Source organism: Xanthomonas indica, from assembly GCF_040529045.1.
GTDB lineage: Bacteria > Pseudomonadota > Gammaproteobacteria > Xanthomonadales > Xanthomonadaceae > Xanthomonas_A > Xanthomonas_A indica.
Window position 1 is genome coordinate 3003407 of sequence record NZ_CP131914.1, and the last position, 25336, is coordinate 3028742.

Annotated in this window: 21 protein-coding genes; 5 read left to right on the top strand and 16 right to left on the bottom strand. The window is 68.4% G+C overall.

The annotated features are described in order from the left end of the window. Positions 1-2: 2 nt before the first annotated feature. From Q7W82_RS12990 to Q7W82_RS13055, 14 genes are all read right to left on the bottom strand, one after another. Positions 3-1190: a flagellin gene (locus Q7W82_RS12990; RefSeq protein WP_242158592.1), complete on the bottom strand. Its 1188-nt coding sequence runs from the start codon at positions 1188-1190 to the stop codon at positions 3-5. Between the two features lie 691 nt (positions 1191-1881). Next, positions 1882-3069, bottom strand: a complete 1188-nt coding sequence (locus Q7W82_RS12995; RefSeq protein WP_242158595.1) for a flagellin — start codon at positions 3067-3069, stop codon at positions 1882-1884. A 335-nt stretch (positions 3070-3404) separates the two neighbouring features. Then, entirely contained in the window at positions 3405-4607 is a 1203-nt protein-coding gene (flgL, locus tag Q7W82_RS13000; protein ID WP_242158596.1) for a flagellar hook-associated protein FlgL, read from the bottom strand. Next, positions 4604-6478, bottom strand: a complete 1875-nt coding sequence (gene flgK, locus Q7W82_RS13005) for a flagellar hook-associated protein FlgK (RefSeq protein WP_242158598.1) — start codon at positions 6476-6478, stop codon at positions 4604-4606. Before flgK ends, flgL begins: the two co-directional genes overlap by 4 nt. An 11-nt stretch (positions 6479-6489) precedes the next feature. Beyond that, entirely contained in the window at positions 6490-7698 is a 1209-nt protein-coding gene (gene flgJ / locus Q7W82_RS13010; RefSeq protein ID WP_242158608.1) for a flagellar assembly peptidoglycan hydrolase FlgJ, read from the bottom strand. Between the two features lies 1 nt (position 7699). Continuing rightward, positions 7700-8818: a flagellar basal body P-ring protein FlgI gene (locus Q7W82_RS13015; RefSeq protein WP_242158610.1), complete on the bottom strand. Its 1119-nt coding sequence runs from the start codon at positions 8816-8818 to the stop codon at positions 7700-7702. Positions 8819-8826: 8 nt separating this feature from the next. Beyond that, on the bottom strand, positions 8827-9528 hold the full coding sequence (flgH, locus tag Q7W82_RS13020) for a flagellar basal body L-ring protein FlgH (protein WP_010341760.1): 702 nt from the start codon (positions 9526-9528) through the stop codon (positions 8827-8829). A 23-nt stretch (positions 9529-9551) separates the two neighbouring features. Next, positions 9552-10337, bottom strand: a complete 786-nt coding sequence (gene flgG / locus Q7W82_RS13025) for a flagellar basal-body rod protein FlgG (protein ID WP_242158619.1) — start codon at positions 10335-10337, stop codon at positions 9552-9554. A 102-nt stretch (positions 10338-10439) separates the two neighbouring features. Then, a complete protein-coding gene (locus Q7W82_RS13030; RefSeq protein WP_242158628.1) occupies positions 10440-11195 on the bottom strand; it encodes a flagellar basal body rod protein FlgF in 756 nt (251 codons plus the stop codon). Between the two features lie 106 nt (positions 11196-11301). Beyond that, the gene (gene flgE, locus Q7W82_RS13035) at positions 11302-12525 is read right to left on the bottom strand and encodes a flagellar hook protein FlgE (protein WP_242158630.1); all 1224 of its coding nucleotides are present in this window, start codon (positions 12523-12525) and stop codon (positions 11302-11304) included. 30 nt (positions 12526-12555) lie between these two features. After that, complete coding sequence (locus Q7W82_RS13040; RefSeq protein WP_242158632.1) at positions 12556-13233, bottom strand: flagellar hook capping FlgD N-terminal domain-containing protein; 678 nt, start codon at positions 13231-13233, stop codon at positions 12556-12558. Positions 13234-13274: 41 nt separating this feature from the next. Next, the gene (gene flgC, locus Q7W82_RS13045; protein ID WP_160947193.1) at positions 13275-13682 is read right to left on the bottom strand and encodes a flagellar basal body rod protein FlgC; all 408 of its coding nucleotides are present in this window, start codon (positions 13680-13682) and stop codon (positions 13275-13277) included. Positions 13683-13685: 3 nt separating this feature from the next. Then, positions 13686-14084, bottom strand: coding sequence for a flagellar basal body rod protein FlgB (gene flgB / locus Q7W82_RS13050; protein WP_242083481.1), 399 nt, complete (start codon positions 14082-14084; stop codon positions 13686-13688). Between the two features lie 155 nt (positions 14085-14239). Further along, the gene (locus Q7W82_RS13055) at positions 14240-15190 is read right to left on the bottom strand and encodes a chemotaxis protein (protein ID WP_242158635.1); all 951 of its coding nucleotides are present in this window, start codon (positions 15188-15190) and stop codon (positions 14240-14242) included. A 113-nt stretch (positions 15191-15303) separates the two neighbouring features. On the opposite strand from Q7W82_RS13055, the gene flgA reads away from it, so the two are divergent. The 4 genes from flgA to Q7W82_RS13075 all read left to right on the top strand — a co-directional run bounded on the left by flgA (position 15304) and on the right by Q7W82_RS13075 (position 17978). After that, complete coding sequence (flgA, locus tag Q7W82_RS13060; RefSeq protein ID WP_160947195.1) at positions 15304-15948, top strand: flagellar basal body P-ring formation chaperone FlgA; 645 nt, start codon at positions 15304-15306, stop codon at positions 15946-15948. A gap of 66 nt (positions 15949-16014) precedes the next feature. Beyond that, complete coding sequence (gene flgM, locus Q7W82_RS13065) at positions 16015-16332, top strand: flagellar biosynthesis anti-sigma factor FlgM (RefSeq protein WP_242158638.1); 318 nt, start codon at positions 16015-16017, stop codon at positions 16330-16332. Further along, positions 16329-16673, top strand: coding sequence for a flagellar protein FlgN (locus tag Q7W82_RS13070; RefSeq protein WP_242158640.1), 345 nt, complete (start codon positions 16329-16331; stop codon positions 16671-16673). Before flgM ends, Q7W82_RS13070 begins: the two co-directional genes overlap by 4 nt. A gap of 84 nt (positions 16674-16757) precedes the next feature. After that, a complete protein-coding gene (locus Q7W82_RS13075; RefSeq protein WP_242158641.1) occupies positions 16758-17978 on the top strand; it encodes an ATP-binding protein in 1221 nt (406 codons plus the stop codon). A gap of 162 nt (positions 17979-18140) precedes the next feature. Here the strand turns inward: Q7W82_RS13075 and Q7W82_RS13080 are convergent, their stop codons facing one another. Together Q7W82_RS13080 and Q7W82_RS13085 are read right to left on the bottom strand one after the other, a co-directional pair. Next, positions 18141-19865 carry an EAL domain-containing protein gene (locus Q7W82_RS13080; RefSeq protein WP_160947198.1) on the bottom strand — a complete coding sequence of 575 codons (1725 nt, stop codon included), beginning with the start codon at positions 19863-19865 and terminating at the stop codon, positions 18141-18143. A 4-nt stretch (positions 19866-19869) separates the two neighbouring features. Then, entirely contained in the window at positions 19870-21972 is a 2103-nt protein-coding gene (locus Q7W82_RS13085; RefSeq protein ID WP_242158642.1) for a PAS domain S-box protein, read from the bottom strand. 163 nt (positions 21973-22135) lie between these two features. On the opposite strand from Q7W82_RS13085, the gene Q7W82_RS13090 reads away from it, so the two are divergent. Continuing rightward, a complete protein-coding gene (locus Q7W82_RS13090; RefSeq protein WP_242158643.1) occupies positions 22136-24925 on the top strand; it encodes a bifunctional diguanylate cyclase/phosphodiesterase in 2790 nt (929 codons plus the stop codon). The last annotated feature ends 411 nt before the right edge of the window (positions 24926-25336 follow it).

Sequence of the window (25336 nt, forward strand, 5' to 3'; positions counted from 1 at the left end):
GCTTAGCCCTGGAGCAGACTCAGCACGCTCTGCGGCGCCTGCTTGGCCTGGGCCAGCATCGCGGTGCCGGCCTGCTGCAGGATCTGCGTACGGGTCAGCTCGGCGGTTTCCTTGGCGTAATCGGTATCGCGGATGCGGCTGCGCGAGGCCGACAGGTTCTCCGAGGTGGAGCTCAGGTTGGCGATGGTGGAGGTGAAGCGGTTCTGGATCGCACCCATGTCGGCACGCGAGGAGTTCACCGAGGTCAGCGCGTTGTCGATGATGCTCATCGCCTTCTGCGCGCCCTGGAAGGTGGAGATATCCACGTCCGCCAGGTAGTTGGTGGTGCCGGCGGTGGCAGCGGCGCTGGCGGCGATGCCGGCGTTGCTGAAGGTGATGCCGGAGGCACCGGTGGCCGAGCCTGCGGTGAACGAGAAGTCCTGGCCGCCCTTGACCGATTCCAGCTTCAGCGCATTGGTGGACGAATCGATCGAGGCGTACACGCCGGTCTGGGCCAGCTTGTCGTTGATCGCCGAGACGATCTTCTTGGCCACGTCGGCACCGGCGTCGCCGTTGGCCACCGAGACCGAGGCGATGTTGACGCCGTTGACGACCATGCCGGAGAAGCTGCCGCTGGCGGTCGCGGTACCGGAGGCCAGGGCGGCCGAGCCGGTCTGGGTAGCGGCGAAGCCGGCCTTGCCCAGCGCGGCGGCGCTGGCATTGACGATGCTGTTGATGCCGATGGTCTGGCCCGCGTCGGCGCCGACCTGGAACAGCGCGCCGGAGAACGAACCGTCCAGCAGCTTGGTGCCGTTGAAGTTGGTCTGGCTGGAGACGCGGTCGATTTCCGCGGCCAGCTGCTTGACTTCCGAGTTCAGCGCACCGCGGTCGGTGGTGGAGTTGGTGGCGTTGGCCGACTGCACCGCCAGTTCGCGGATACGCTGCAGGTTGTTGCCGATTTCGACCATCGCGCCTTCGGCGGTCTGCGCCAGCGAGATGCCGTCGTTGGCGTTGCGCGAGGCCACGTCCAGGCCACGGATCTGGGTGGTGAAGCGCTCGGAGATCGCCAGACCGGCCGCATCGTCCTTGGCGCTGTTGATGCGCAGGCCCGAGGACAGGCGCTGGATCGTCGTCGCCAGGCTGGTGCTGGTGGTGTTGAGGTTCCGCTGAGCGTTCAGCGACATTACGTTGGTATTGATGACCTGTGCCATTTCGATATCTCCTCTAAGCGATTTATCCGGCAACCCTTGGGTGCCTGGAGCCTCCGCAGGGGGCCATCAATTGGCCAGTGCCGCTGCTGGTATAAGTAACGGCAGTCGGTGCGCAACCTTTAGCGATTCGCTGGGAAAAAACAAAGCAATTCGCTGAGTTGCAACGCGTCCGGCATGCGGCGAAAAGCTTGTTTCGGCCGCGCTTTGACAAACTTTAGGTTCCATCGTGCACGTGCTGTGGAAGTCGGCACGTAGCGTGAGAAACACGTCGGTGTGATCGCCGTCGCCGGGGCGGTGCGCTCGATCAGTTCGATCGTGGCGTCGCCACATCTGCACGAATGCAGGACATCCCGGCCGCGCGGGTGTGGTGATGCAGTTGCTTGGCCGTCTTCCCCGCACCTGGTCGACCGTCCCCCTGCTGTCCTTGGCGACCACGGACGGGGTGCAGATCATCGCGCTGTTGCACGTGCCGCGCTGCCACACATGCGGTCGAGAAGGTTCTGCCGCGCATCCGGCGCCGCAGTGCGGACACGCGACCCGGAGGCGGCATGTGTGGTTCTGCCGGCGCGTTGAATGCCGGTGCCTGGTGAAGACGCCGCGTTGTTCGAGACGCGCGCCCCGTGCTGGAAAACGGAATAAAAAAGGCCCCTCCTTGCGGAGGGGCCCGGTGGCGCGGTGTGGCTGGCTGGGCTTAGCCCTGGAGCAGGCTCAGCACGCTCTGCGGCGCCTGCTTGGCCTGGGCCAGCATCGCGGTGCCGGCCTGCTGCAGGATCTGCGTACGGGTCAGCTCGGCGGTTTCCTTGGCGTAGTCGGTATCGCGGATGCGGCTGCGCGAGGCCGACAGGTTCTCCGAGGTGGAGCTCAGGTTGGCGATGGTGGAGGTGAAGCGGTTCTGGATCGCACCCATGTCGGCACGCGAGGAGTTCACCGAGGTCAGCGCGTTGTCGATGATGCTCATCGCCTTCTGCGCGCCCTGGAAGGTGGAGATGTCCACGTCCGCCAGGTAGTTGGTGGTGCCGGCGGTGGCAGCGGCGCTGGCGGCGATGCCGGCGTTGCTGAAGGTGATGCCGGAGGCACCGGTGGCCGAGCCTGCGGTGAACGAGAAGTCCTGGCCGCCCTTGACCGATTCCAGCTTCAGCGCATTGGTGGAGGAATCGATCGAGGCGTACACGCCGGTCTGGGCCAGCTTGTCGTTGATCGCCGAGACGATCTTCTTGGCCACGTCGGCACCGGCGTCGCCGTTGGCCACCGAGACCGAGGCGATGTTGACGCCGTTGACGACCATGCCGGAGAAGCTGCCGCTGGCGGTCGCGGTGCCGGAGGCCAGGGCGGCCGAGCCGGTCTGGGTGGCGGCGAAGCCGGCCTTGCCCAGCGAGGCGGCGCTGGCATTGACGATGCTGTTGATGCCGATGGTCTGGCCGGCGTCGGCGCCGACCTGGAACAGCGCGCCGGAGAACGAACCGTCCAGCAGCTTGGTGCCGTTGAAGTTGGTCTGGCTGGAGACGCGGTCGATTTCCGCGGCCAGCTGCTTGACTTCCGAGTTCAGCGCACCGCGGTCGGTGGTGGAGTTGGTGGCGTTGGCCGACTGCACCGCCAGTTCGCGGATACGCTGCAGGTTGTTGCCGATTTCGACCATTGCGCCTTCGGCGGTCTGCGCCAGCGAAATGCCGTCGTTGGCGTTGCGCGAGGCCACGTCCAGGCCGCGGATCTGGGTGGTGAAGCGCTCGGAGATCGCCAGGCCGGCGGCGTCGTCCTTGGCGCTGTTGATGCGCAGGCCCGAGGACAGGCGCTGGATCGTCGTCGCCAGGCTGGTGCTGGTGGTGTTGAGGTTCCGCTGAGCGTTCAGCGACATTACGTTGGTATTGATGACCTGTGCCATTTTGATATCTCCTCTTAGCGATTTGTCCGGCAACCGGTCGGTGCCTGGAGTCTCCGCAGGGGGCCATCAATTGGCCAGTGCGGCTGGTGATACAAGTAACGGCGACAGGCTCGCAACCTTTAGCGATTCACTGCAGAAAATTTGCTGTTCCGGCGATGCGCAAAACACCTGGAACACCGCGGAGAGCCTTTCTCGGCCGGATTCCGGCAAACTTTAGGGCCGCATGCGCGTTGTCTACTGATCCAGCGGCGAGGGCGATCTTTGTATAACGCGAAAGGCCCGGAGGCGTCGCCGCGCTCCGGGCCTTTTGGTATATCGGGTTTATTGCGTGATGATCAGAGCCGGTCGAACAGCGACATCTTCTGCATCTGGGTAAAGATGGTTTGTGCCGCTTTCAGCGCCGACTGTTCCAACTGGTACTGGGAAATCGCCTGCGCGTAATCCAGGTCGCGCAGCGAGGACAGGGTGGTCTTCAGGGTCACGTTGTTGGCTTCGCGCAGATCGGTGGCGTTGTCGATGGCCGCCAGCTGGGCGCCGCCGGCAGCGCGGGCGTCGATCATCTTCGACGAGGCCTGGGTGATGTCGCGCATCGACGATTGCAGGCTGTTCTGCAGCGCGGCCTTGGCGGTGGGCGTGATGGGATCGGTGTTGAGCAGGTCGACCAGGTTGCTGATCGTGGAGAACACGTCCTTGGTGGTCGACGGTCCGATCTGGAAGCTGTCGCCGGCGGCGGGGGCGCCGTCCACGCGCATCTTCAGGCCGGGCAGGCCGATGCTCTCGCCGGCGGCATAGGTGCCGGTGTTGACCACGGTGCCGCTGCTGTCGCGGACCTCGTAGGTGGTGGCGGCGGTGAACACCACGCTGTAGCTGCCGCCGTTCCAGGCGCTGCCGGAGCCATCCCGGCTGAAGTCGAGCAGCAGGCCGGTGCCGGTGTTGCCGGCGGCCGCATGCGCGTCCACGGTACCGTCGCCGGTGGGCACGCGCATGAAGATCTCGCTGCCGGGAAGGGTATCGGAGACCTTGGTGTCCGGCGCGATCTCCACGCTGCGCTGGGTCTGGTTGCCGCTGTAGACCACATTGCCGGAGACCACGGCGAACGGCGCGGCGTCGTCGGCGGTGCCGCCGAACAGGTAGCGGCCGGAGCCGTCGGTGCTGTTGGACAGGCTCAGCAGGCTGTCGTGCAGGGTCTTCAGTTCCGCGGCAATGGCCTTGCGGTCGGGGGTGGTCAGCGCCGAACTATTGGCTTCGACCGTCAGATCCTTGACCCGGGCCATCAGGTCGCCGGCCTGCGACAGCGAGTTCTCCTGCAGGTTGAGCCGGTTCTGCACGTTGGTGGCGTTGTCGCCGAAGCGCGCCAGGGCGGCCACCGTGCGATCCAGGCTGACCGCGGTGCCGGCGGCGACCGGGTCGTCGGCCGCGCTGACAATGCGCTGGCCGGTGGAGAGCTGCTGCTGCAGGTGCGAGATCGTCGCCTGCTTGCCGAGCATGGTGTTGAGCGACTGATTGAAGATCATGCCGCTGGAGATGCGATTGCTCATCGGACCGCGCTCAGGATGGACTGGAACAGGGTGTCGGCGGTGGAGATCAGGCGCGAGGCCGCCTGGTAGGCCTGCTGCAGCCGCAGCATGTCCGCCGCTTCCTCGTCGAGGTTGACGCCGGACAGCGAGTCGCGCGCGTCCTGGGCGCTGCTCTGGATCACGTCCTGCGCGTCGGCCGCGTACTTGGCCTGGCGCGCCGACGAGCCGACCGTGGTGGTCAGGCCGGCCACCGCGCCGTTGAGGGTGATGGTGCCGCCGTTGAAGGCCTTGGAATCGTCCAGGTTGGACAGCAGCAGCGCGTTGCCGTTGTTGCTCGAGCCGACCCCGGTCGGGCCCACCGCGAAGCTGTCGCCGGCGGACGGCACGCCGTCCATGGTCAGGCTCCAGCCGTTGGCGCTGATGGTCTGCCCGGCGGTGTAGGTCTGCGGGGCGCCGCCGTTGATCGAGTAATGGGTGGAATCGATGAAGGCGATGTTCGCCGGCGTCAGCAGGTTGGCGTTGCTGGCGTCGGTTGCGGTGACATTGCTGACTTTGCCGGTCCCCAGGTTGCTCAGCGTGGCGCTGGCCTGGATCGGCGTCGCCGCGGCGATGCGCGAGGGGTCGGTGATGGCCACGGACAGCTTGCTGATGGCGTTGGCGGTGGGCTGCAGCAGGAACTTGTCGCCGCTGGCGGCGGTGCCGGACACCTGCAGGGTCACGCCGTTGACCACGAACGGATCGGCGCTGGTGCCGGAACCGGTCATCGGAATGCTGGCGCCGGTGTCGGCGCGGCTGGCGTTCCAGCTCGTGCCGTTGTAGGTCAGCAGCAGGTTCTGCCCGTCGAGCTTGCTCAGGTCGCTGACGCTGGCGGTGAACGCGGCCGTGCCGGTGTTGGCGCTGTTGCCGTCCACGCTCGGCGGCGGCAGATTGAAGAAATCGCCGCCCATCTGCCCGTACAGGTCCATGCCGGCATGGTGCTGCTGGTTGTAGCTGCTGGCCAGGCCGGTGGCGATGCGGCCGAGCTCGGCCTTGGTCGGATCCAGGACGGTGCTGCGGAACTCCAGGAAGCCGCCGATCTGCCCGCCCAGCGCCTTTTCGCTCAGCGGGGTGGTGCCGCCCTGGGTCTTCACCGCGATCTGCAGCCGCTCCGGCTGGTAGGGATCGGGACTGGCGACCAGCGTCGAGGCGTTGGTCCCGACCACCATTGCCTGGCCGCCGGAGGTGTAGACGTTCATCATCCCGCCATCCTGCTGGATGACGCTGCCGCCGGTGTAGCCGATGAGCTGGCTGATCATCTGGTCGCGGCGGTCGAGCAGGTCCGGCGCGGCGGCATTGGCGTTGGAGCCGATCTGGCCGTTGAGCTTGGCGATCTCGGTGGCCAGGCGGTTGGCTTCGGCGGTGCCGGCCAGCAGGCCGTTGTTGACCTCGCTGCCGAGCGAGTCGAGCTGGCCGTTGAGCTGCTTGAAGCGGGTCACCAGCGAATTGCCGGCGTCCAGCAGGTTCTGCCGGTTGGCGCTGGCCGAGGCATTGGAGGACAGGCCGCTGGTGGCGTCGAAGAAGTTCGACCACTGCCCGGCGATGCTGGTGGCCTTGTCCGAGAACAGGCCGTCGACGCGGCTGGACAGGCTGGACAACTGCTTCAGTCGCGCGACTTCGCCGGTGCTGTCGAACAGGCGCGAGATCGCCAACTGGTCGGCGACACGGGAGACGTCGGTGATCTGGGTGCCGTTGCCGACGAACTCGCTGCCGTACTGGCTGGGGACCGTGGTCGCGAACGTCGTCCGCTGCCGGCTGTAGCCGTCGGTGTTGATGTTGGCGACGTTGTGGCTGACCGTGGACAGGGCCCGCTGGAAGGCGAGCAGGGCGCCGGTACCGGTAGAGAGAATGGACATGGGCGGCTACCTCAGCGGCGCACGAGGCCGGACGAATCGACGGTGCTGGCCAGCACGCGCTCGATGCCGCCGGCGGCGGCGCTGCCGATCGCGGCGACCGCGCGACCGATGGTCGGGCCGCCAGCGATGGCGGCGATCTTGGCCGCATAGGCCGGGTCGGTGGCGTAGCCGGCGCGCTGCAGGCCCTGGGCGAAGCCGCGGATGTCGGTGCCGGCCTTCAGCGCCTGCTGGTAGCGCGGATTGGTCTTCAGCAGGCGCACGTAGTCGGCGAAGCTTTCCGCCGGCGAGGAATAGGCGCGGAAATCGGCGGTCTGCGACTGCTTGACGCCGTCCACGTATTCGTGGGTGCCGGTGGTCACGCGATCGCCGTCCCAGCCGGTGGCCTTGATCCCGAACAGGTTGTTGGAACTGGCGCCGTCGCCGCGGGAAATGCCGCGGCGGCCCCAGCCGGTTTCCAGCGCGGCCTGCGCGACCAGGGCGCGGGCGTCCACGCCCAGTTCCTGCGCGGCCTTCTGCGCATGGTTCCAGATCTTGGCGACGAAGCCTTCCGGGGTGCGCTCGCCGAGACTGGCCGCCGCGGCGTTGGCGGCCGCGGCGGCGCTGGGATCGATGGCGTTGCTGCTGTCGGCGGCCGCCTGCACGTTCGACCAGCGGTCGTCGGCGCCGGCCCAGGACAGGCCGGCGCTGCCGTCGGCCGGGCTGCTGCCGATGGCCTGATGCATGGCGCTGCTCTCGCGGCCGGCGATCATGTCCAGCACCTGCTGCTGCGGCGAGGCGGCCGCATCGGCGCCGCTCCACGGGCCGACGCCGGCGCCGGCTGCGGCACCGGAGGCCAGCGCGGCCTCGCCCTGCAGCGGCATCGGCCCATTGCTGGTCTGGCCGGACACCAGCGAATAGGCCTTGGCTGCCTTGGCCGCATCCAGCGCGGTGTTCGGGGTGCCAGTCGCCGCCGGCTGCCCGCCGCCCAACTGCTTGGCGATCATCGCCGCCAGGCCCAGCCCCTTGCCGTCGGTCAGGCCTTTGGCCAACTGCTGGTCGTACATGTCGCGGAAGGTCTGGTTCTCGCCCGGGAACAGCGAATTGCCGAAGCTGGCCTGGCGCATGCTCTTGACCAGCATGTTGGCGAACTGCCCTTCGAGCTGGCGCGAGACCTTGTCGATCTTGGCCGGATCGTTCTGGGTAGAGGCGTGCAGGTCGAAGGGAGCGGCCGAGATACGCATGTCAGATCACCTCCAGCTCCGCGCTCAGGGCACCCGCCTGCTTGAGCGCTTCCAGAATCGCGATCAGGTCGCCAGGCGCGGCGCCGACCTCGTTGACCGCCCGAACGATCTGATCCAGCGAGGTGCCGCCCTCGAACTTGAACATGCGGCTGCCTTCGTTGGTGGCGGTGATGGTGGACTTGGGCGTGGCCACGGTCTGGCCGCCGCTCAGGGCATTCGGCTGGCTGACCTGGGTGCCTTCGCTGATGGTCACCGTCAGCGAGCCGTGCGAGATCGCCGCCGGGCTGACCCGGACCTGCGAGCCGATCACCACCGTGCCGGTGCGGGCATTGACCACCACCTTGGCCGGCGCCGCGCCCGGCGACAGCTCGACGTTCTCGATGCGTGCCAGCAGACCGATGCGTGCGCTCTGGTCGGTGGGCGAACGCACCGCCACGGTGGAACCGTCCACCGCGTGCGCGCTGCCCGGGCCGAAGGTGCTTTCCAGCGCCGAGACCATGCGCGAGACGGTGGTGAAATCGGGCTGGTGCAGGTTCAGGGTGATCTCGCCGGTATTGCCGAACACGTCCGGCAGCGCACGTTCCACCGTCGCACCGTTGGGGATCAGGCCGACGCTGGGCACGTTCACCGAGATCCGCGAACCGTCCTTGCCCTGCGCACCGAAGCCGCCGACCACCAGGTTGCCCTGGGCGACCGCATAGACCTGGCCGTCGGCGCCCTTCAGCGGCGCCATCAGCAGGGTGCCGCCGCGCAGCGAGATGGCGTTGCCGATCGAGGACACGGTGATGTCGATGGTCTGGCCCGGCTTGGCGAACGCCGGCAACTGCGCGCTGATCGCCACCGCCGCGACGTTCTTCAGCTGCGGATTGACATTGGACGGCACGTTGACGCCCAGCTCGCCGAGCATGTTCTTCAGGCTCTGCACGGTGAAGGGCGCCTGGCTGGTGCGGTCGCCGCTGCCGTCCAGGCCGACCACCAGGCCATAGCCGACCAGCGCGTTGTTGCGCACGCCGCCGACCTGGGCCAGGTCCTTGATGCGTTCGGCCGCGGCCGGCGCGGCCAGGCCCGCGCACAGGGCGACGGCGGCGAGCAGGCGGCAGGGCAGGGACAGGAGATTCATGGCGGGCCTCAGTACGGCGAGATGCGCGAGTTGAAGAAACGGCTCAGCCAGCCCATCGCGTTGGACTGCGCGACCGCGCCGCGGCCGCCGTAGGCGATGCGCGCTTCGGCCACCTTGCTCGAGGGAATGGTGTTGTCCGGGGCGATGTCGGCGGCGCGGACCACGCCCTGCACCTGCACCAGTTCGTCGCCCTGGTTCAGCCGCAGGTTCTTCTGGCCCTGGATCACCAGGTTGCCGTTGGGCAGGCGCTGCATCACGGTCACGGTGATGCTGCCCTGCATGGTGTTGCTCTGCGCGGTGTTGCCCTTGCCGGCGAAGCTGCGGTCGCCGCTGGTGGCGTTGTTGAGGATGTTGGTACCGTTGACGGTCAGCGGCGCGCCGAGCAGGGTCGGCGTGGCCATGGTCACTGCATCCTTCTTGCTGATGCTGGTGTTGGCGGTGCTGCTGGCGTTGGTGCTTTCGACCAGGGTGATGGTCAGCAGGTCGCCGACGTCGCGGGCGCGACGGTCCGAATACAGCTGCAGGCCGGGGCCGGCGGCGTAGATCGCGCCGGCCGTGGGCTGTGCCTGCGGTGCCATCACCGGCGTGATCGGCGCCATCGGCGCGTACGGACGCACGTCGCCAGCGGCCACGCCCAGACCGGCGCAACCGCCGAGCAGGACCGGCAGCAGCAGCGCGGCGGAGAAGGAGAGAGAGGACAGGCGCGACATGGCGGATTCCGGAGTCGAGGGGATCAGACGTTGTTGTTCAGATAGCCGAGCATGGAGTCGGTGGTGGAAATGGCCTTGGCGTTCATCTCGTAGGCGCGCTGGGTCTCGATCATGCTCACCAGCTCTTCCACCACGTTGACGTTGCTGCCTTCCAGCGCACCCTGCGCGATGTTGCCGAGGCCGTTGAGGCCGGGCGTGCCGTTCGTCGCCGGGCCGGAGGCGGCGGTTTCCACGTACAGGTTCTGGCCCTTGGCCTGCAGGCCGGAGGGATTGATGAAGTCGGTGAGGGTCAGCGAGCCGACCTGCAGCGCGGCGGCGGTGCCGGTGATCTGTACGCTGACCGTGCCGTCGTTGCCGATGGTCACCGATTGCGCGCCTTCGGGGATCTGGATGCCCGGCTGGATCGCGTAGCCGCTGTTGGTGACCAGTTGGCCCTGCGCATCGATCTGGAAGCTGCCGTCGCGGGTGTAGGCCGTGGTGCCGTCCGGCATCTGCACTTCGAAGAAGCCGCGGCCGTTGACCATCACGTCCAGGGCGCGGCCGGTCTGCTGCTGGCTGCCCTGCTCGAAATCCTTGGCGGTGGCGACCACGCGCACGCCGGTGCCGATCTGCAGGCCCGAGGGCAACTGCGTCTGCGAGGAGCTGGCGCCGCCGGGCTGTCGCACCTGCTGGTACAGCAGGTCCTCGAAGTTGGCGCGGTCGCGCTTGAAACCGGTGGTGTTGGTGTTGGCCAGGTTGTTGGAGACGACCGACATGCGCGTCTGCTGCGCATCCAGTCCGGTCTTGGCGACCCACAAAGCCTGATTCATGACCCGAGTTCCTCTGATGGTGGCCCCGGCACGACGCGCCGGGGGCGCAGGGAGTGATGCATGTGCCGTGCCAAACCGGCGCCGCTGGCGCCGAGGCTCGCCTTAGCCGTTCAGACGCAGCAGGGTGTTGGCCGACTGCGCGTTCTCGTCGCCGTTCTTGATGACCTTGACCTGCATTTCGAACTGGCGCTGCAACTGGATCATCTGCACCAGCGCGCCGGCGGCATCGACGTTGCTGCCTTCGAGCATGCCGGTGCGCAACGAGTTGCCGGTGGCCGGCGCGAAGGCCTTGGCCGGATCGTCGCTGACGTTGCGCATCAGGCCGTCGCGACGGCGGGTGAGTTGGTCCGCCGGCGCCTGCACCACCTTCAGGGTGGCGATGGTGCTCATCGCGGTGGGGGCTTCGCCCAGCGGCACGATCGACACGGTGCCGTCGTTGCCGATTTCCAGCGACTGGTGCGGCGGGATCGCCACCGGGTTGCCCTGGTCGTCGAGCACCGCATGGCCGCTGGCGGTGACCAGTTGGCCGTTGGGCGTCAGCGCCAATTCGCCGCCGCGCGTGTACGCCTCCTTGCCGTCGGAGGACTGCACCGCCAGCCAGCGATCGGCATCCAGCGACAGATTCAGCGGATTGCCGGTCATGTGCTGGGCGCCGACATCGCGATTGAAGCCCTGGTCGATGTGCAGCGCATCGATGCGCGACGGATAACCGGCGCCAGGAATCCGATACGCCTCGGTGTTGGCCAGCGCCGCCTTGAACCCGGAGGTCTCGACATTGGCCAGATTGTGCGACACGGTGGCCTGCGCCTGCAGCGAGGCGCGGGCGCCGGTCATGGCGACGTAGAGGGCTTTGTCCATTGGAGGGAACCGGGAATGGGGAATCGGGAATGGAGGGAAGCGGGAGGTCGGTGGCGGGAACCGCGTTCACGACTCCCGTTTCCCCATTCCCGATTCCCGGTGGTCGTCAACGCATATTGATGATCGTCTGCGTGACCTGATCCTGGGTCGAGATCACCTGCGAGTTGGCCTGGAAGTTGCGCTGGGCCACGATCATGTTGACCAACTGCTCGGTCAGGTCGACGGTGGAGGATTCCAGTGCGCCGGACTGCACGCTGCCGAAGTCCGAGGTCGCCGGCGAGCCGGTGCGGGCGATGCCCGAGGCCGAGCTTTCCGCCCAGGCGTTGTCGCCGAGCGAACTCAGGCCCTGCGGGTTGACGAAGTTGGTCACCGCGATCTGGCCCAGCGCCTTGTCGGCGTTGTTGGAGTAACGCGCGTAGACGATGCCTTTCTCGTCGATGCTGATCGAGTTGAGCTTGCCGCTGGCGTAGCCGTCCTGGGTCGCACCGCGCAGGGCGAAGGCCTCGCCGTACTGGGTCGACCCGAACATGTTCAGGGTCAGCGACAGGGTGCCGGCGCCGGTGGCGGGGGTGAAGGAGCCCAGCGCGATCTTGCCGTCGGCCGGGCTGACCAGCGCGCCGCTGCTGGAGAACTGCAGCGTGCTGGCGCCGCCGGCGGCCACGCCGTCCACGTAGTTGTAGACGGTCCACTGGTTGGGCGTGGAGGTCTTGACGAAGTACGAGGTCTGCACGTGGGCCACGCCCAGCGAATCGTAGACCGTGGTGCCGCCGCTGGAGTTGTTGTAGCTGTTGGCATCGTTCGGATCGAACGTGGTCACTGTCGGCGGCTGGGTGTTGCCGGGCAGGGTGAAGGTCAGGTTGACCGTGCTGGACTGCTTGGGCGGGCTGTCGGTGGTCAGCAGCTGCAGGTCGGTCAGGGTGCCGGCCGCGAAGCCGTTGCCGTTGCTCGCCGGCGGGAACACCTGCAGCCGCGCGCCCTGCGGATTGACCACATAGCCGTTGGCGTCGGTCTGGAAGTTGCCGGCGCGCGAGTACACGCGGGCGCCGTTGTTGGAGAGGGTGAAGAAGCCGGAACCGGAAATGGCCAGGTCCAGGCTGCGCCCGGTCGGATCGATGGTGCCCTGCGAGAACTGCTGGGCGACGTTGCTGACGCGCACGCCCGAACCCACCGCGTTGCGCGCCAGGCCGTAGCCGTTGAGCGTGAACTGGTCGGCGAACTCGGCGCGCGAGCCCTTGAAGCCGGTGGTGTTGGCGTTGGCGATGTTGTTGGCGGTGACGTTGAGGTCGGTATTGGCCGCCCTGAGGCCGGACAGCGATGTATTGAAACCCATGGTGGACTCCTGTGGATGGTCGGCGTGGCGTTAGCTGACGCGGAGAACGTTGGTCAGCGGCGTGGTGCCGAGCCCGGTCAGGTCGAGATAGATGCCGTCCGATCCGATGATGGCGCTCTCGACCGGCGCCTGGACGTACGTGGACAGGGACAACTGGTTGCCCTGGGCGTCGGTCTGCCCAGCGGTGATGCTGTAGCTGCCGGCCGGCATGCGCTTGCCGCTGGCATCGGTGCCGTCCCAGGCGAAATCGAGCTGGCCGGCCTTGTCGGCGGTCAGGCTGATCTTCTTGATCGGCTGGCCGTTGGCGTCACTGACGGTGACGTCGACCACGCCCGCGGCCTTGGCCGCGACCAGGCCGCCGGTGCTGCCCTCGGCGCCCAGCGGCAGCGTCGCCGACGGCACCAGCACCTTGTGGCCGATCAGGTTGGCGCCGCGCAGCACCTGGTCGGTGCTCATCGACGCGGACAGCGCGGTCACGGTCTTGTTGAGGTCGCCGATGCCCTGCACGGTGGACAGCTGCGCCATCTGCGCGACCATCTGGCTGTTGTCCATCGGCTTGAGCGGATCCTGGTGCTGCAGCTGCTCGGTCATCAGCTTCAGGAAGTCGGCCTGCTGCAGCGCCTTGCCACTGGTGGTGCTGGTGTTGCTCGAGGCGCTCAGGCCCAGGCTGGAATAGGTGGTGTCGGTGGAGCTGGTGACGCTGGTCATGGAAGCGGTCCTGGGACGTGACGCGGCGGAGGGAGGGCGGATCAGCGGCCCATGGTCAAGGTGGCCAGCGCCAGTTCCTTGGCGGTGTTGAGGACCTCCACGCCGGCCTGGTAATTGCGCGAGGCGGAGATCAGGTTGACCATCTGCGAGACCGGGTCCACATCGGGCGAATAGATGTAGCCGTCGGCGTCGGCGAGCGGATGGCCGGGTTCGTAGCGCTTGATCGGCGGTGCGTTGGTCGTGGCAATTTGCTTGACGTTGACCGAGGTCAGGCTGCTGTCGTGCGGATTGCGCACCGCCTGGAAGATCGGCTCGATCGGCTTGTAGGCCGCCTCGGCCGAGCCGGCCACCGAATCGGCGTTGGACAGGTTGCTGGCGATGGTGCTCATGCGCACCGACTGCGCCTGCAGCGCGGAGCCGGCGACGTCGAAGATCGGCAGGTTGCTCATGGCTTATTGGCCCGTGATCGCGGTGAGCATGCTGCGCACCTTGGATTCGAGGAAGCTCAGCGAGGCGCGGTACTCCAGCGCGGCGCGGCCGTAGGCGGCGCGTTCGGCGTCCGGATCGACGGTGTTGCCGTCCAGGCTGGGCTGGCTGGCGACGCGGGTGACCTGGAACGGGTTCAGGCCATCGCCGCCGACCGCGATGTGGCGGCTGTCGTCGACCGCGAGCTGGGTCCCCTCGCGCTGTCCCTGCGCGGCACGCATCGCCGCGTCGAAATCCAGGTCCTGGGCCTTGTACCCGGGCGTGTCGACGTTGCTGAGGTTGCTGGCGATCAGCTTCATGCGCTGCTCGCGCAGCGGCAGGGCGTCGCCGTGGACGCCGAAGTAGGCTGTGATCGGATTGGACATGGCACGATCCCGCGGTTCGTTGCCGAAACCACAGGCAAGGCGCGTGCCAAAGTCGGGCGCAAGGCCCGTGAGATCAGGGGGTTGCCGCGGCAGGCGGGGAGCGCCCGCGCGTTATAAAAGGTCGGGCAGGCCGCGCGGCGGGCGCGGCGCCCGGGTCAGGCGGCTGCCTGCGCGGCCGCGGCCACGACCCGCAGCCGGGTCAGCACGTACTCGGCCAGCTCGTTGGGGCTGTACTTGGCCACGAAGGCGTTGGCGCCCACGCGCTCGACCATCGCATTGTTGAACACGCCCGACAGCGAGGTGTGCAACAGCACGTACAGGCCGGACAGGCCGGCATGGCGGCGGATTTCCGTCGTCAGCGTGTAGCCGTCCATCGCCGGCATCTCGATGTCCGAGATCACCATGGCGTAGCGCTCGGCCGGATTCTCGCCCGCGGCGTGGATCTGCAAGAGATGGTCCAAGGCCTGGCGGCCGTCCGAGAGCAGGGTCGCGGCGACCCCGAGCTGGTCCAGCACGCTGCGGATCTGCTGCCGCGCCACGCGCGAGTCGTCGACCACCAGCACCTGCAACTGCGGGCCGGTGAGCGCCAGCGACGGGTCCAGGTTGGCCTCGACCCGGGTCTGGGCGATGTCGGCCAGCACGCTTTCCACGTCGATCACCTGGATCAGCTCGCCCTGGAAGCGAGTCACCGCGGTCAGGTAGCTGGATTCGGCACCCAGTTCCGGCGGCGGATGGATGTCCTCCACCGCGATGTTGACGATGCGCTCCACGCCGCTGACCAGGAAGCCCTGCACCGAGCGGTTGAACTCGGTCACCACCAGATAGCCTGGCGCGGTGTCCGCGTTCGGCTCGCGCTCCGGGTGGCCGATGGCCAGGCCCAGGTCGAGCACCGGCACCGAGCGCCCGCGCACGTCGGCGACGCCGGAGAATTGCAGCGGCAGCCCCGGCACCTGGAACAGCTCCGGCCGGCGCAGCACTTCCTGCACCTTGAAGACGTTCACGCCAAAAAGCTGGCGACCACCCAGCCGGAACAGCAGCAGGGCAAGCCGGTTGTGCCCCGCCAAGCGGGTGCGCTGGTCGATTCGGTTGAGAAGGTCGTGACTCATGGCGTTCATATCGGCGCTGTCGTGGCGGAACTTGAGGGCAGGGCGCAGATCGACCGTGCGGTTTCCGGCACGGTCTTTGCATCGTGTCGGCGACCTTTCCGAGAGAGACGGCGATGCGCCCGATCCTATTGCTGGTCCTGCTGGCGGCCACGCCGGCCTGGGCCACGGACTTCCAGTCGGTGGACTCGATCCGTGCCGCGGCGCTGTCCCTGGCCGGCGCCGACGCCGATGCCGAGGCGACCCTGGACCCCTCGGTACGGGTGCCGCTGTGCCCGGTGCCGCTGCAGGCCCAGCCGACCGGTACCACGACCGTGGAAGTGAGTTGCCCGCGCGATACCGGCTGGCGGCTGTTCGTGCCGGTCAAGGTGCGGCGCATGCAGCATGTCCTGGTGCTGGCGCGCGGCCTGTCCGCTGGAGAAACCATCGGCGCGGCCGATATCGTCCCCGAGAAGCGCGACGCGGCGCGCATCGTCGGCGCCGCGATGACCGAGCCGGAGGCGGCGATCGGCAAGGTGGTACGGCGGACCCTGCCGGCCGGCACCTTGTTGTCCGCCACCGACCTGGTCGCGCCGCGGCTGGTCCGGCGCGGCGACAATGTGGCGCTGGTGGCCCGCAGCGGCGGCCTGGAAGTGCGCATGTCCGGGCGCGCACTGGGCGATGCGGGCGAAAACGAGCGGGTAACCGTCGAAAACCTGTCGTCCAAACGCATCGTTCAGGGAACTGTGTCACAAAACGGCGACGTTTTAGTGACGCGATGAGATCCCGGCTAAAGTTCTCCGACGCTGTGCCGTTATTTACACCGAACCCGTAACAGGATGTCCGTCATGAGCCAGAAAATTGAAGGGAGCTTGCCGAGCCCGGCCACCCTTCGCACGTCGTCCGTCTCGACCAAGGCCGCCTCCGGCGCGTCCGAGGAAGGCAAGGACCGTGCGGTCGGTGCGGCCGCTGCAACCGACAGCCTGCGCCTGACCGGCGAGGCCTCCGGTCTGCAGACCCTGCAACGCCAACTGTCGGCCGCTCCGGCGGTGGACAGCAGCCGCGTCGATGCGGTGCGCTCGGCGCTGCAGAACGGCAGCTACAAGATCAACCCCGACGCGATCGCCAGCCGCATGATCGACATGGATCGGCAACTCGGCGCATGAACACGTCCGTGACCAACCCCCTGCAGCAGCTCAGCGACGCGCTCGCCGGCGAGCGCCAGGCGTTGTTGGATCACAACGTGGAAGGCCTCATGCAGGCGACCAGCGCCAAGCTGGCGGCCCTGCGCGCACTGGAGGCCGACGTGCCCGCCGGCGCCGAGGCCGAACTGCGCCTGCGCGAACTCGCCGACGCCAACCGCGCCAACGGCGCGCTGCTGTCGCGGCGCCGGCGCGAGGTCAACTGGGCGCTGCGCCACCTCGGCCGCAGCGAGAGCGCGTCGTCCTACGACGCCAACGGCGAGTCAAGCACGCCGCTCTCCCAGCGTCCGCTGGCGGTCGCGTAAGCCGCAGCGCGTCCCACGGCGGGGCGCGCATCCGCCGGCGACAACGGCGTATATTGGGCATCCATCGATCGCCCGCGGCCTGTCGTGAATTTCGCCGAAATCAATCCCACCGAACCGCTTGTCCTGCCTGCGCGCGAGCAACTGCGCGCCCTGAGCGAACTGTTGTACGAAGGCGTGGTGCTGTTCCGCGCCGACGGCCAGCTGCTGCTGGCCAACAGCGCGGCGCGCCGCCATCTTTCCGGCGCCGACGCCGGCGGCCTGGCCGCGCACCTGGCGCAGTGGCTGCCCAGCGATGCGTTGTCGCAGGCACGCAGCAGCGGCCGCTGGAGCGGCAGCCTCCCGACCGAGCAGCACGTGGTGCTGGCGCATCTGTACTTCCATGCCGACGCGGGCGGCGGCCATTACCTGATGCTGATCCAGGGCATCGAAGGCCAGCAGGACTACGAACAGGAGCTGCAGCAGCGCCACGCCGAACTGCGCCAGGCCTACCTGCGCCTCAACGGCGCCCAGGAAAAACTGCTGCAGTCGGAGAAGATGGCCTCGATCGGCCAGCTCGCCGCCGGCGTCGCCCACGAGATCAACAACCCGATCGGCTACGTCCACTCCAACCTGGGCAGCCTGCAGGAATACCTGCGCAGCCTGTTCACCCTGATCGAGGCCTACGAGCGCGCCCTGCGCGCGCCCGACCCGAAGGCGCTGATCCCGGAGATCGACGACATCCGCAACCGCTTCGATATCGACTTCATCAGCCGCGACCTGCCGCAACTGATGGCCGAGTCGCGCGAAGGCATCGAGCGGGTCACCCGCATCGTCCGCGACCTCAAGGACTTCTCGTATTCCGGCCGCGAAGAGTCGTGGAAGCTGGTGGACCTGCACTCGGGCCTGGAATCCACGATCAACATCATCTGGAACGAGCTCAAGTACAAGGTCACCCTGGAGCGCCACTACGGCAACCTGCCGCTGGTGGAGTGCCTGCCGTCCGAGCTCAACCAGGTGTACATGAACCTGCTGCTCAACGCCGGCCAGGCGATCGGCGAGCGCGGCACCATCGTGGTCAGCACCGGCCAGGACGGCGAAGAGGTGTGGATCGAGTTCAAGGACTCCGGCGCCGGCATTCCGGCGGACCTGCTGCAGCGCATCTTCGACCCGTTTTTCACCACCAAGCCGGTCGGCAGCGGCACCGGCCTGGGCCTGTCGATTTCCTACGGCATCATCAACAAGCACCACGGCCGCATCGACGTCAGCAGCACCGTCGGCGAAGGCTCCACGTTCCGGATCGTGATTCCGGTGAGGCAGCCGAAGTAGCCGGGAATGGGGAATCGGGAATGGGGAATCGGAAAAGCGGGCAGCACGGCCGCTGTTCGATTTCCGCGTACCCGATGTCGCCTCAATGATTTGATATGAAAAACGAAAAGCCGCGATGCGGCTTTTCCCATTCCCGATTCCCCATTCCCCGATCCCGGCTTCTCAGGGCCCCGCATCCCTGCGCTGTTCGTCGTGCGTGCGGAATGCCTGGCGGATGTGTTCGCGGAGTTCGTCGTCGTTCCAGGGCTTGGTCAGGAAGCGGTAGATCGCGCCGCGGTTGATCGCGTCGGTGACGGTGGCCAGGTCGGTGTAGCCGGACAGGACCAGGCGGATGGTGTCGGGGTAGAGCATCTTCACACGGCCCAGGAACTCGGTGCCGCTCATGTCGGACATGCGCTGGTCGGACAGGATCACCTGCACGTCGTTGGTGGCGAGCAGGTCGAAGGCGTCGCGGACGTTGCCGGCGGCGAGGATGCGGTAGCCGTCGCGGCGGAACAGGCGCACCAGCGAGCGCAGCACGTTCTCCTCGTCGTCGAGCAGCAGCAGGGTGCGGTCCGGGCGCGTCTCGGTGAACGATTCCGGGCGCAGGTAACGCCGGCGCAGGGCCATGCCGGCGGCTTCGGCCGACATCGGTTCGCCGAACAGGTAGCCCTGGAAGATGTCGCAGTCGTTGCGGCGCAGGAAGCCCAGTTGCGCCTGCGATTCGACGCCGTTGGCGATCACCACCATGCCCAGCTGGTGGCCCATGGCGATGATCGCGCGGGCGATCGCCGCCTCGCGGTTGCCGGCCGGCGCGCTCTTGATGAAGCTGCGGTCGATCTTGAGCTTGTCCACCGGGTAGCGCACCAGCGCGCTGAGGCTGGAATCGCCGGTGCCGAAGTTGTCCAGGCTCAGGCTGATGCCTTCGCGGCACAGGTTGGCCAGGGTCTCGTGGACGAAGTTGACGTTGTTGGTCAGCGCGCTCTCGTTGATCTCCAGCACCACCATCTGCGGCGGCACCCCGGCCACCTGCAGCGCCGACATCACTTCGTTGAAGAAGGTCGGGCGCAGCAGCTGCAGGGTGGAGACGTTGACCGCGATGGTGAAGTCGTCGAAGCCCTGGTCGCGCCATAGCCGCGCCTGGCGCAGCGCGCCTTCCATCACCCAGGTGCCGATCTGCACGATCACGCCCAGCCGCTCGGCGGTGCGCATGAAGCGCTCCGGCACCAGGATGCCCAGGGTCGGCGACTGCCAGCGCAGCAGCGATTCCATGCCGACCACGCGGCCGTCGCGGGCGCTGACCATCGGCTGGTAGCGCAGGCGCAGTTCGCCGTTGGGAATGGCGTCGACGATCTGCCGCGAGATGATGCTCTCGCTGTGCGCGCTCGGCGGGCCGTCGGCGGCGTACAGGCGCACCAGGTTGCCGCCTTCGCGCGCGGCCTGGTAGACCGCGTCCTCGGCGAAGTCGAGCAGGGTCGACAGCCGCGTGGAATGCTCCGGGCACAGGCTCACGCCGATCTTGCCGGTCATGAACAGGGTGTACGGCAGCACCGACAGCGGCAGCTCGATCTGTTGCCGGATCTCCTCGGCGAAGGCTTCCGGTGGCGGCACGTCGGCGGTGCGCGGCACCGCCATCACCAGTTCGTCGCTGCCGTGGCGCCACAGCAGGCCGCGGCCGCGCAGGTGCGCCTGCAGCCGGTGCGCGAGCAGCGCCAGCGCCTGGTCGCCGACCTCCGGACTCATGTTCTCGTTGATCGAGGCGAAGTGGTCGATGTCGATGTGCAGCAGCATCACTCCCGGCCCGCCGGCCAAGGCCTCGGCGATCATGCCGGTCAGGGCGGGGTGACCCGCACCCAGGCGCGACGGCAGTTCGTCGTCCACGGGTACGGCGCTGGCGGGATTCCACATCGGCTCAGGTTCCAGGAGGGGGCGACGGCGGTGCCGCGGTGGTGTAGGGCAGGCACAGCGTCACCCGGGTGCCGGCGCCGGGCGCGGTGTCGATCTGCAGGGTACCGCCGGCGCTCTGTGCGCGCTCGCGCATCACGATCAGGCCCAGGCCGCGCGGCCCGGCCGGATCGAAGCCGTCGCCATCGTCGACCACTTCCAGGCGTAGGCGCTGGCGTTCCTCGTCGCCCAGGGTCATCCGCACCTCGCCGGCGCTGGCATGGCGCAGCACGTTGGTCAGGCTCTCCTGGGCGATGCGGAAACAGGCCTGTTCGACCTCGCCGCTGGGCCGCTCGGGCAGGGGCGCGATGTCCAGTTGCAGGCGCACCGGCGAGGCGCGGAACAGCATGCCGGCCTGCCAGCGCAGCGCCGCCTCCAGGCCGAGCGCGTCCAGTTGCGGCGGCCGCAGCAGGGTGGAGAGGTTGCGCAGCTTGGTGATGCTGCTGTCGGCCAGCTGCACGATCTCGCTCAGGTCCTCGCGGCGGCGCTCGGCGTCGGTCTCGTCCAGCGCCGCGTGCGCGGACAGCTTCATCGCGGTGATCGCCTGGCCGATGTCGTCGTGCAGGTCGCGCGAGATCGCGCGGCGCTCGTCTTCCTGCAGCGAGAACAGGCGCCGCGCCATCGCCTGCAACTCGCGGTTGCTCTGCGCCAGCGCATCGCGCATGCGTTCCGGTTCGCTGAGGTCGCGCACGATCAGCAGCTTGCAGTCGCGCCCGCTGTAGCGGACGTTGCCGAACGACAGCCCGGCGTGGAACAGCGAACCGTCGCGGCGGCACATGCGCGCGGTGGCGCCGCGCTCGCCCTTGGCGCCGGCCGCGCCCATCCGCTGCCGCACCAGCGCCAGGTCGGCGCTGTCGACCAAGCCCTGCAGCGGCTCGCCGAGCAGGTTCTCCCCCTCGAAGCCGAACTGCCCGGCGCAGGCGGCGTTGGCGTACAGCACGTGTTCCTGGTGCAGGATCGCCACACCGTCCGGCAGCACCCGCACCAGCTCGCGGAACTGCTCCTCGCGCTCGTGCAGCAGGCGCCGCGAGCGCTCGTGCTCGGTCACGTCCTGCAGGGTGCCGTGCACGCAGGCGCCGCCCGCGTCGTCGTCGGCCGATTCGGCGCGCAGATGCAGCATGCGCGCCTGGCCGTCGGCGGCCAGCACCGGCAGCAGCATGTCCAGTTGCAGCGGCGCGCTGCCGCACAGATCCTCGATCACCCGCTGGATGCGCGCCTGCGACGGCACGTCGGGCGGCACCAGCAGCTCTTCCAGGCGGTGCTGGCGCGGCTGGTCCGGCACGCGCCGGCCGAGCATCCGGTAGACCTGCTCGGAATAGCTGCCCAGGCCGCTGGCCCGGTCGAGCTGCCAGGAGCCCAGCCGCGCGATCGACTGCGCCTCCTGCAGATGTCGCAGGGCCAGGTCGCGGCGGCGCTGCGCGTCGTACTCGGCGCTGCGGTCGCTGATCACCACCAGCCGCGCCTGCCGGCCGTGGTAGTCCAGGCTGGTGCTGCGCGCCTCGGCCATGCACTGGCTGCCGTCGCGCAGGCGCAGGGGCTCGGCCACCACGCAGGTCTTGGACGGGGTCTGCCGGATCGTCTCGATCACCTCGGCCAGGCGGGCGCTGGCGCTGGGCGGCCACAGCCGGGACAGTTCCAGGCCGACGAACTCGTCGTGCGACCAGCCGAAGAAGGCGACCGCGGCGGGGTTCACGTCGAGGATGCGCAGGCTTTCCAGGTCGTAGACCAGCATCGGGCTGGGATTGGCGTGGAACATCTGCCGGTAGCCGGCCTCCGACAGCGCCAGCCGGGTGTGCGCCTGCACCGCGGCGCGCACCAGCGGGCGCAGCAGGTAGTACAGGGCGACCGCGGTCAGCGCCAGGAACAGGGCGTCGTTGACCAGCTGCAAGACGATCAACGTGCCGGGATCGTCTACGAAATGCACCAGAACCAGATCGCTGCCGATCGACAGCGCCAGTCCCAGCAGGACGTACAGGAGCACCACGCGCCAGATGCCGCGGTCCAGGCGTTGCGCCAGGCGCATGCCGGAGGTCGCCTGAGGGGGCAGGGAACTGTCGCGTTGTGGTTGCATGCCCCGGCAGCCTGCTGCGGTGGTCCGTGTCCGGTAGACATCTTAGCCGCTGATGGCCGCCGCGGCCCATCGCCGGGCGGCGCCGGCGCTCAATTAATGCCACCGGGTGCCGTTATCACCTTCGACCGCTGGCCTTCAGGGCGGCGAAACGGAGTATCTCGGCGTGGATCAAGGCGTCATCGCAAGCTTGCTGCAGCACCCGCTCACCTCGGCGCTCGTCCTGCTGGACGCCGATGGCAGGCCGCTGGCGGCGAACCGGGCAGCGCAGGCACTGGAGTTGCCGCGCACCGTGGAGGCGTACGCCGAGCTGTTGCGTGCGGCCCGCGAGCGCCTGCTTGGCGGCGAGACCATGCTGGCCTGCGCCCTGCCGGGCACCGCCGGGCGACGCCTGGACGGCTGGCTGCGCGCGGTCCGCGACGACAGCGGCGGGCTGCTGGCCTACACCCTCAGCGTGCCCGAACCGGTCGGCAGCGACGGCGCCACCCGCTGGGAGATCGCCCTGGACAGCGCCGAGCACGGCCTGTGGGACTGGGACATCCCCAGCGACACCATTTTCCGCTCCGAGCGCTGGAAACGCATGCTCGGCTATGCCGGCGACGCCCCGGCCGACGGCCTGAACGCGCTGCTGCCGCTGGTCCACGGCGACGACCAGGAGCGCCTGCGCCAGGCGATCCGCTCGCATTTCGAGGGCCGTACCGAAACCTACATGTGCGAGTTCCGCCTGCGCCGGCAGGACGGGCAGTGGCACTGGATCCTGGACCGCGGCCGCATCGTCGCGCGCACCGCCGACGGCAGCCCGCTGCGCATGATCGGCACGCACACCGACATCCACGAGCAGAAGCTGCTCGAGCAGCGCCTGCGCGACCAGCAGACCCTGCTGCGCGAGGCGCAGCGCATGACCCGCATGGGCAGCTGGTCCTGGGACCCGCTGGGCGACCGGGTGTGGTGCTCGCGCGAGTTCCTGCGCGTGACCGGCCTGGACGAACAACGCGCGCCGAGCAGCCGTGGCTGGCTGCGTCTGCTCAGCCGCGATTCGCGGGCGCAGCTGATCTCGATCTGGCGGCGCATGGCGCGCGAGGCCAAGCCGGCCAATTTCGAGGTCGAGCTGGTGCGCGGCAGCGAGTCGCCGCTGCACCTGCGGGTATGGGCGCAGCCGCAGGTGGAGGCCGACGGCCACATCCAGCGCGTGCTCGGCCAGGTGCAGAACATCACCGAGCAACGCCAGACCGACGCGCTGATCCGCTGGCGCACCGAACTGCTCAACCGCGTTTCGGCGCTGGGCAAGATCGGCGGTTGCGAGATCGAGGTCGGCACCCGGCGCATGCAGTGGACCGAGGAGTGCTACCGCATCCATGGCCTGCGCAAGGAGGCCATCGATCTGGACCACGCGCTGGCGCTGTACACCCAGGACTCGCGCGATGCGTTCGAGTCGGCGCTGGTGCGCATCGCCGAGGGCGGCCTGCCGGAGCAGTTGGACCTGTGCTTCCACCGCCCGTCCGGGCAGCGCATCTGGGTGCAGGTGCTGATCGAACTGGACGAGCGCGACGGCCTGCCGCCGCGCTTCGTGGTGCTGTTCCGCGACATCACCCGCGAGCGCGAGGCCAGCGAGCGCATCGAACTGCTGGCCCACTACGACCTGCTGACCGGCCTGCCGAACCGGCAGCTGCTGCGCGAGCAGGCCGAGAAGGCGATGCACGATGCGGTGGAGCGCGGCACCACGCTGGCGATGCTGTTCGTCGACCTGGACGGCTTCAAGAGCATCAACGATTCCTTCGGCCACGCCACCGGCGACGCCTTGCTGAAGCTCGCGGCCACCCGCATGCACCAGCAACTGCGCACCAGCGACCTGTTCGGCCGCTTCAGCGGCGACGAATTCGTGGTGGTGCTGCGCGACCTGGCCGAGCCCGGCGACGCCGGGCACGTGGCGCGTAAGCTGATCGCGGCGCTGGCCGAGCCGCTGCACAGCGGCGAGAACGTGATCAAGATCGGCGCCAGCATCGGCATCGCGCTGATGGAGGAGGGCCGCCAGGACTTCGATGGCCTGCTGCGCGCAGCCGATGCGGCCATGTACGCGGCCAAGGAATCCGGGCGCAACACCTGCCATTACTACAGCCAGGATGTGCTGCTGCGCGCGCAGCGGCGCCTGGAGATCGAGCACGCCCTGCATGGCGCGCTGGACCGCGAGGAGTTCTCGCTGGTGTACCAGCCGCTGGTGCATGCGGCGGGCGAGCGCGCACCGGCGGTGGAAGCGCTGCTGCGCTGGCATCGCCCCGGCCACGGCCACTGCAATCCGGCCGAGTTCATCCCGATCGCCGAGGAATGCGGCGAGATCGTGCGGCTGGGCGACTGGGTGATCGGCGAGGCCTGCCGCCAGGCCGCGGCCTGGGATGCGGCGGGGCTGAGCTTCGACCGCGTCTCGGTGAACGTCTCGGCGATGCAGTTGCGCGACCGCGGCTTCGCCGAGCGGGTGATCGAACTGTGCCAGCGCAACGGCTGGTCGCCGAAGCGGCTGGAACTGGAGCTGACCGAGTCGGCGCTGATCCGCGACAGCGAGTCGCTGCGCCGCTGCTTCGAACTGTTCGAGCAGGAAGGCGTGCTGCTGGCGGTGGACGATTTCGGTACCGGCTTCTCCAACCTGCATTACCTCAACCGCTTCCCGGTGCAGCGGCTGAAGATCGACCGCAGCTTCGTGCAGGACATGCTGCACGACAGCGGCACCGCCAAGGTCACCCAGGCGATCGTGCAACTCGGCCACGCGCTGGGCATGCAGGTGGTGGCCGAGGGCGTGGAGACGGTTCAGGAAGAGGCGTTGCTGCGCGAGCAGGGCTGCGACGAGATCCAGGGCTATCTGCACTCGCGGCCGCTGCCGCCGCGCGAGCTGGCGGCCTGGTTGCGCGCGCGCCAGCAAGTGGCGCCGGCGACCCATCCGCGGCTGGTGCTGGCTGCGCAGTGAATGCGTGGCGCCGCGGGCGCCGCGCGGACTTGCGGCGCAGCAGCAGCTGGCTATACTGCGCGCGCCCATCGTTTCCCGGCCAGAGGCCACCTTCCTTGGACAGTCATCCTAGACCGACGCTGCAGCGACAGAGCTGACAGGACCGCCACGGTCTGGGTCGTCCCAGATGGGTCCCGTCCGCTCAGGACGGGATCGTTCGCCAGCCTCTCGCCGCTGGCCTTGATTCCGAGAATGCGCAAGCCCGATCCGCGAGGACTCCGAGCGTAGCCCCTGGCGTTTCCCATCGTCGGAGCCGCCCATGCGCCTGCCATCGCCATCGTCCCTGATTCGTTCGCCGCTGCGCGATTGCGTGGCGCGGCGACGGCGTGCGTGCGCCGCTCAGTCGGTGCATGCCCGCGCGGCCAGCGGCTG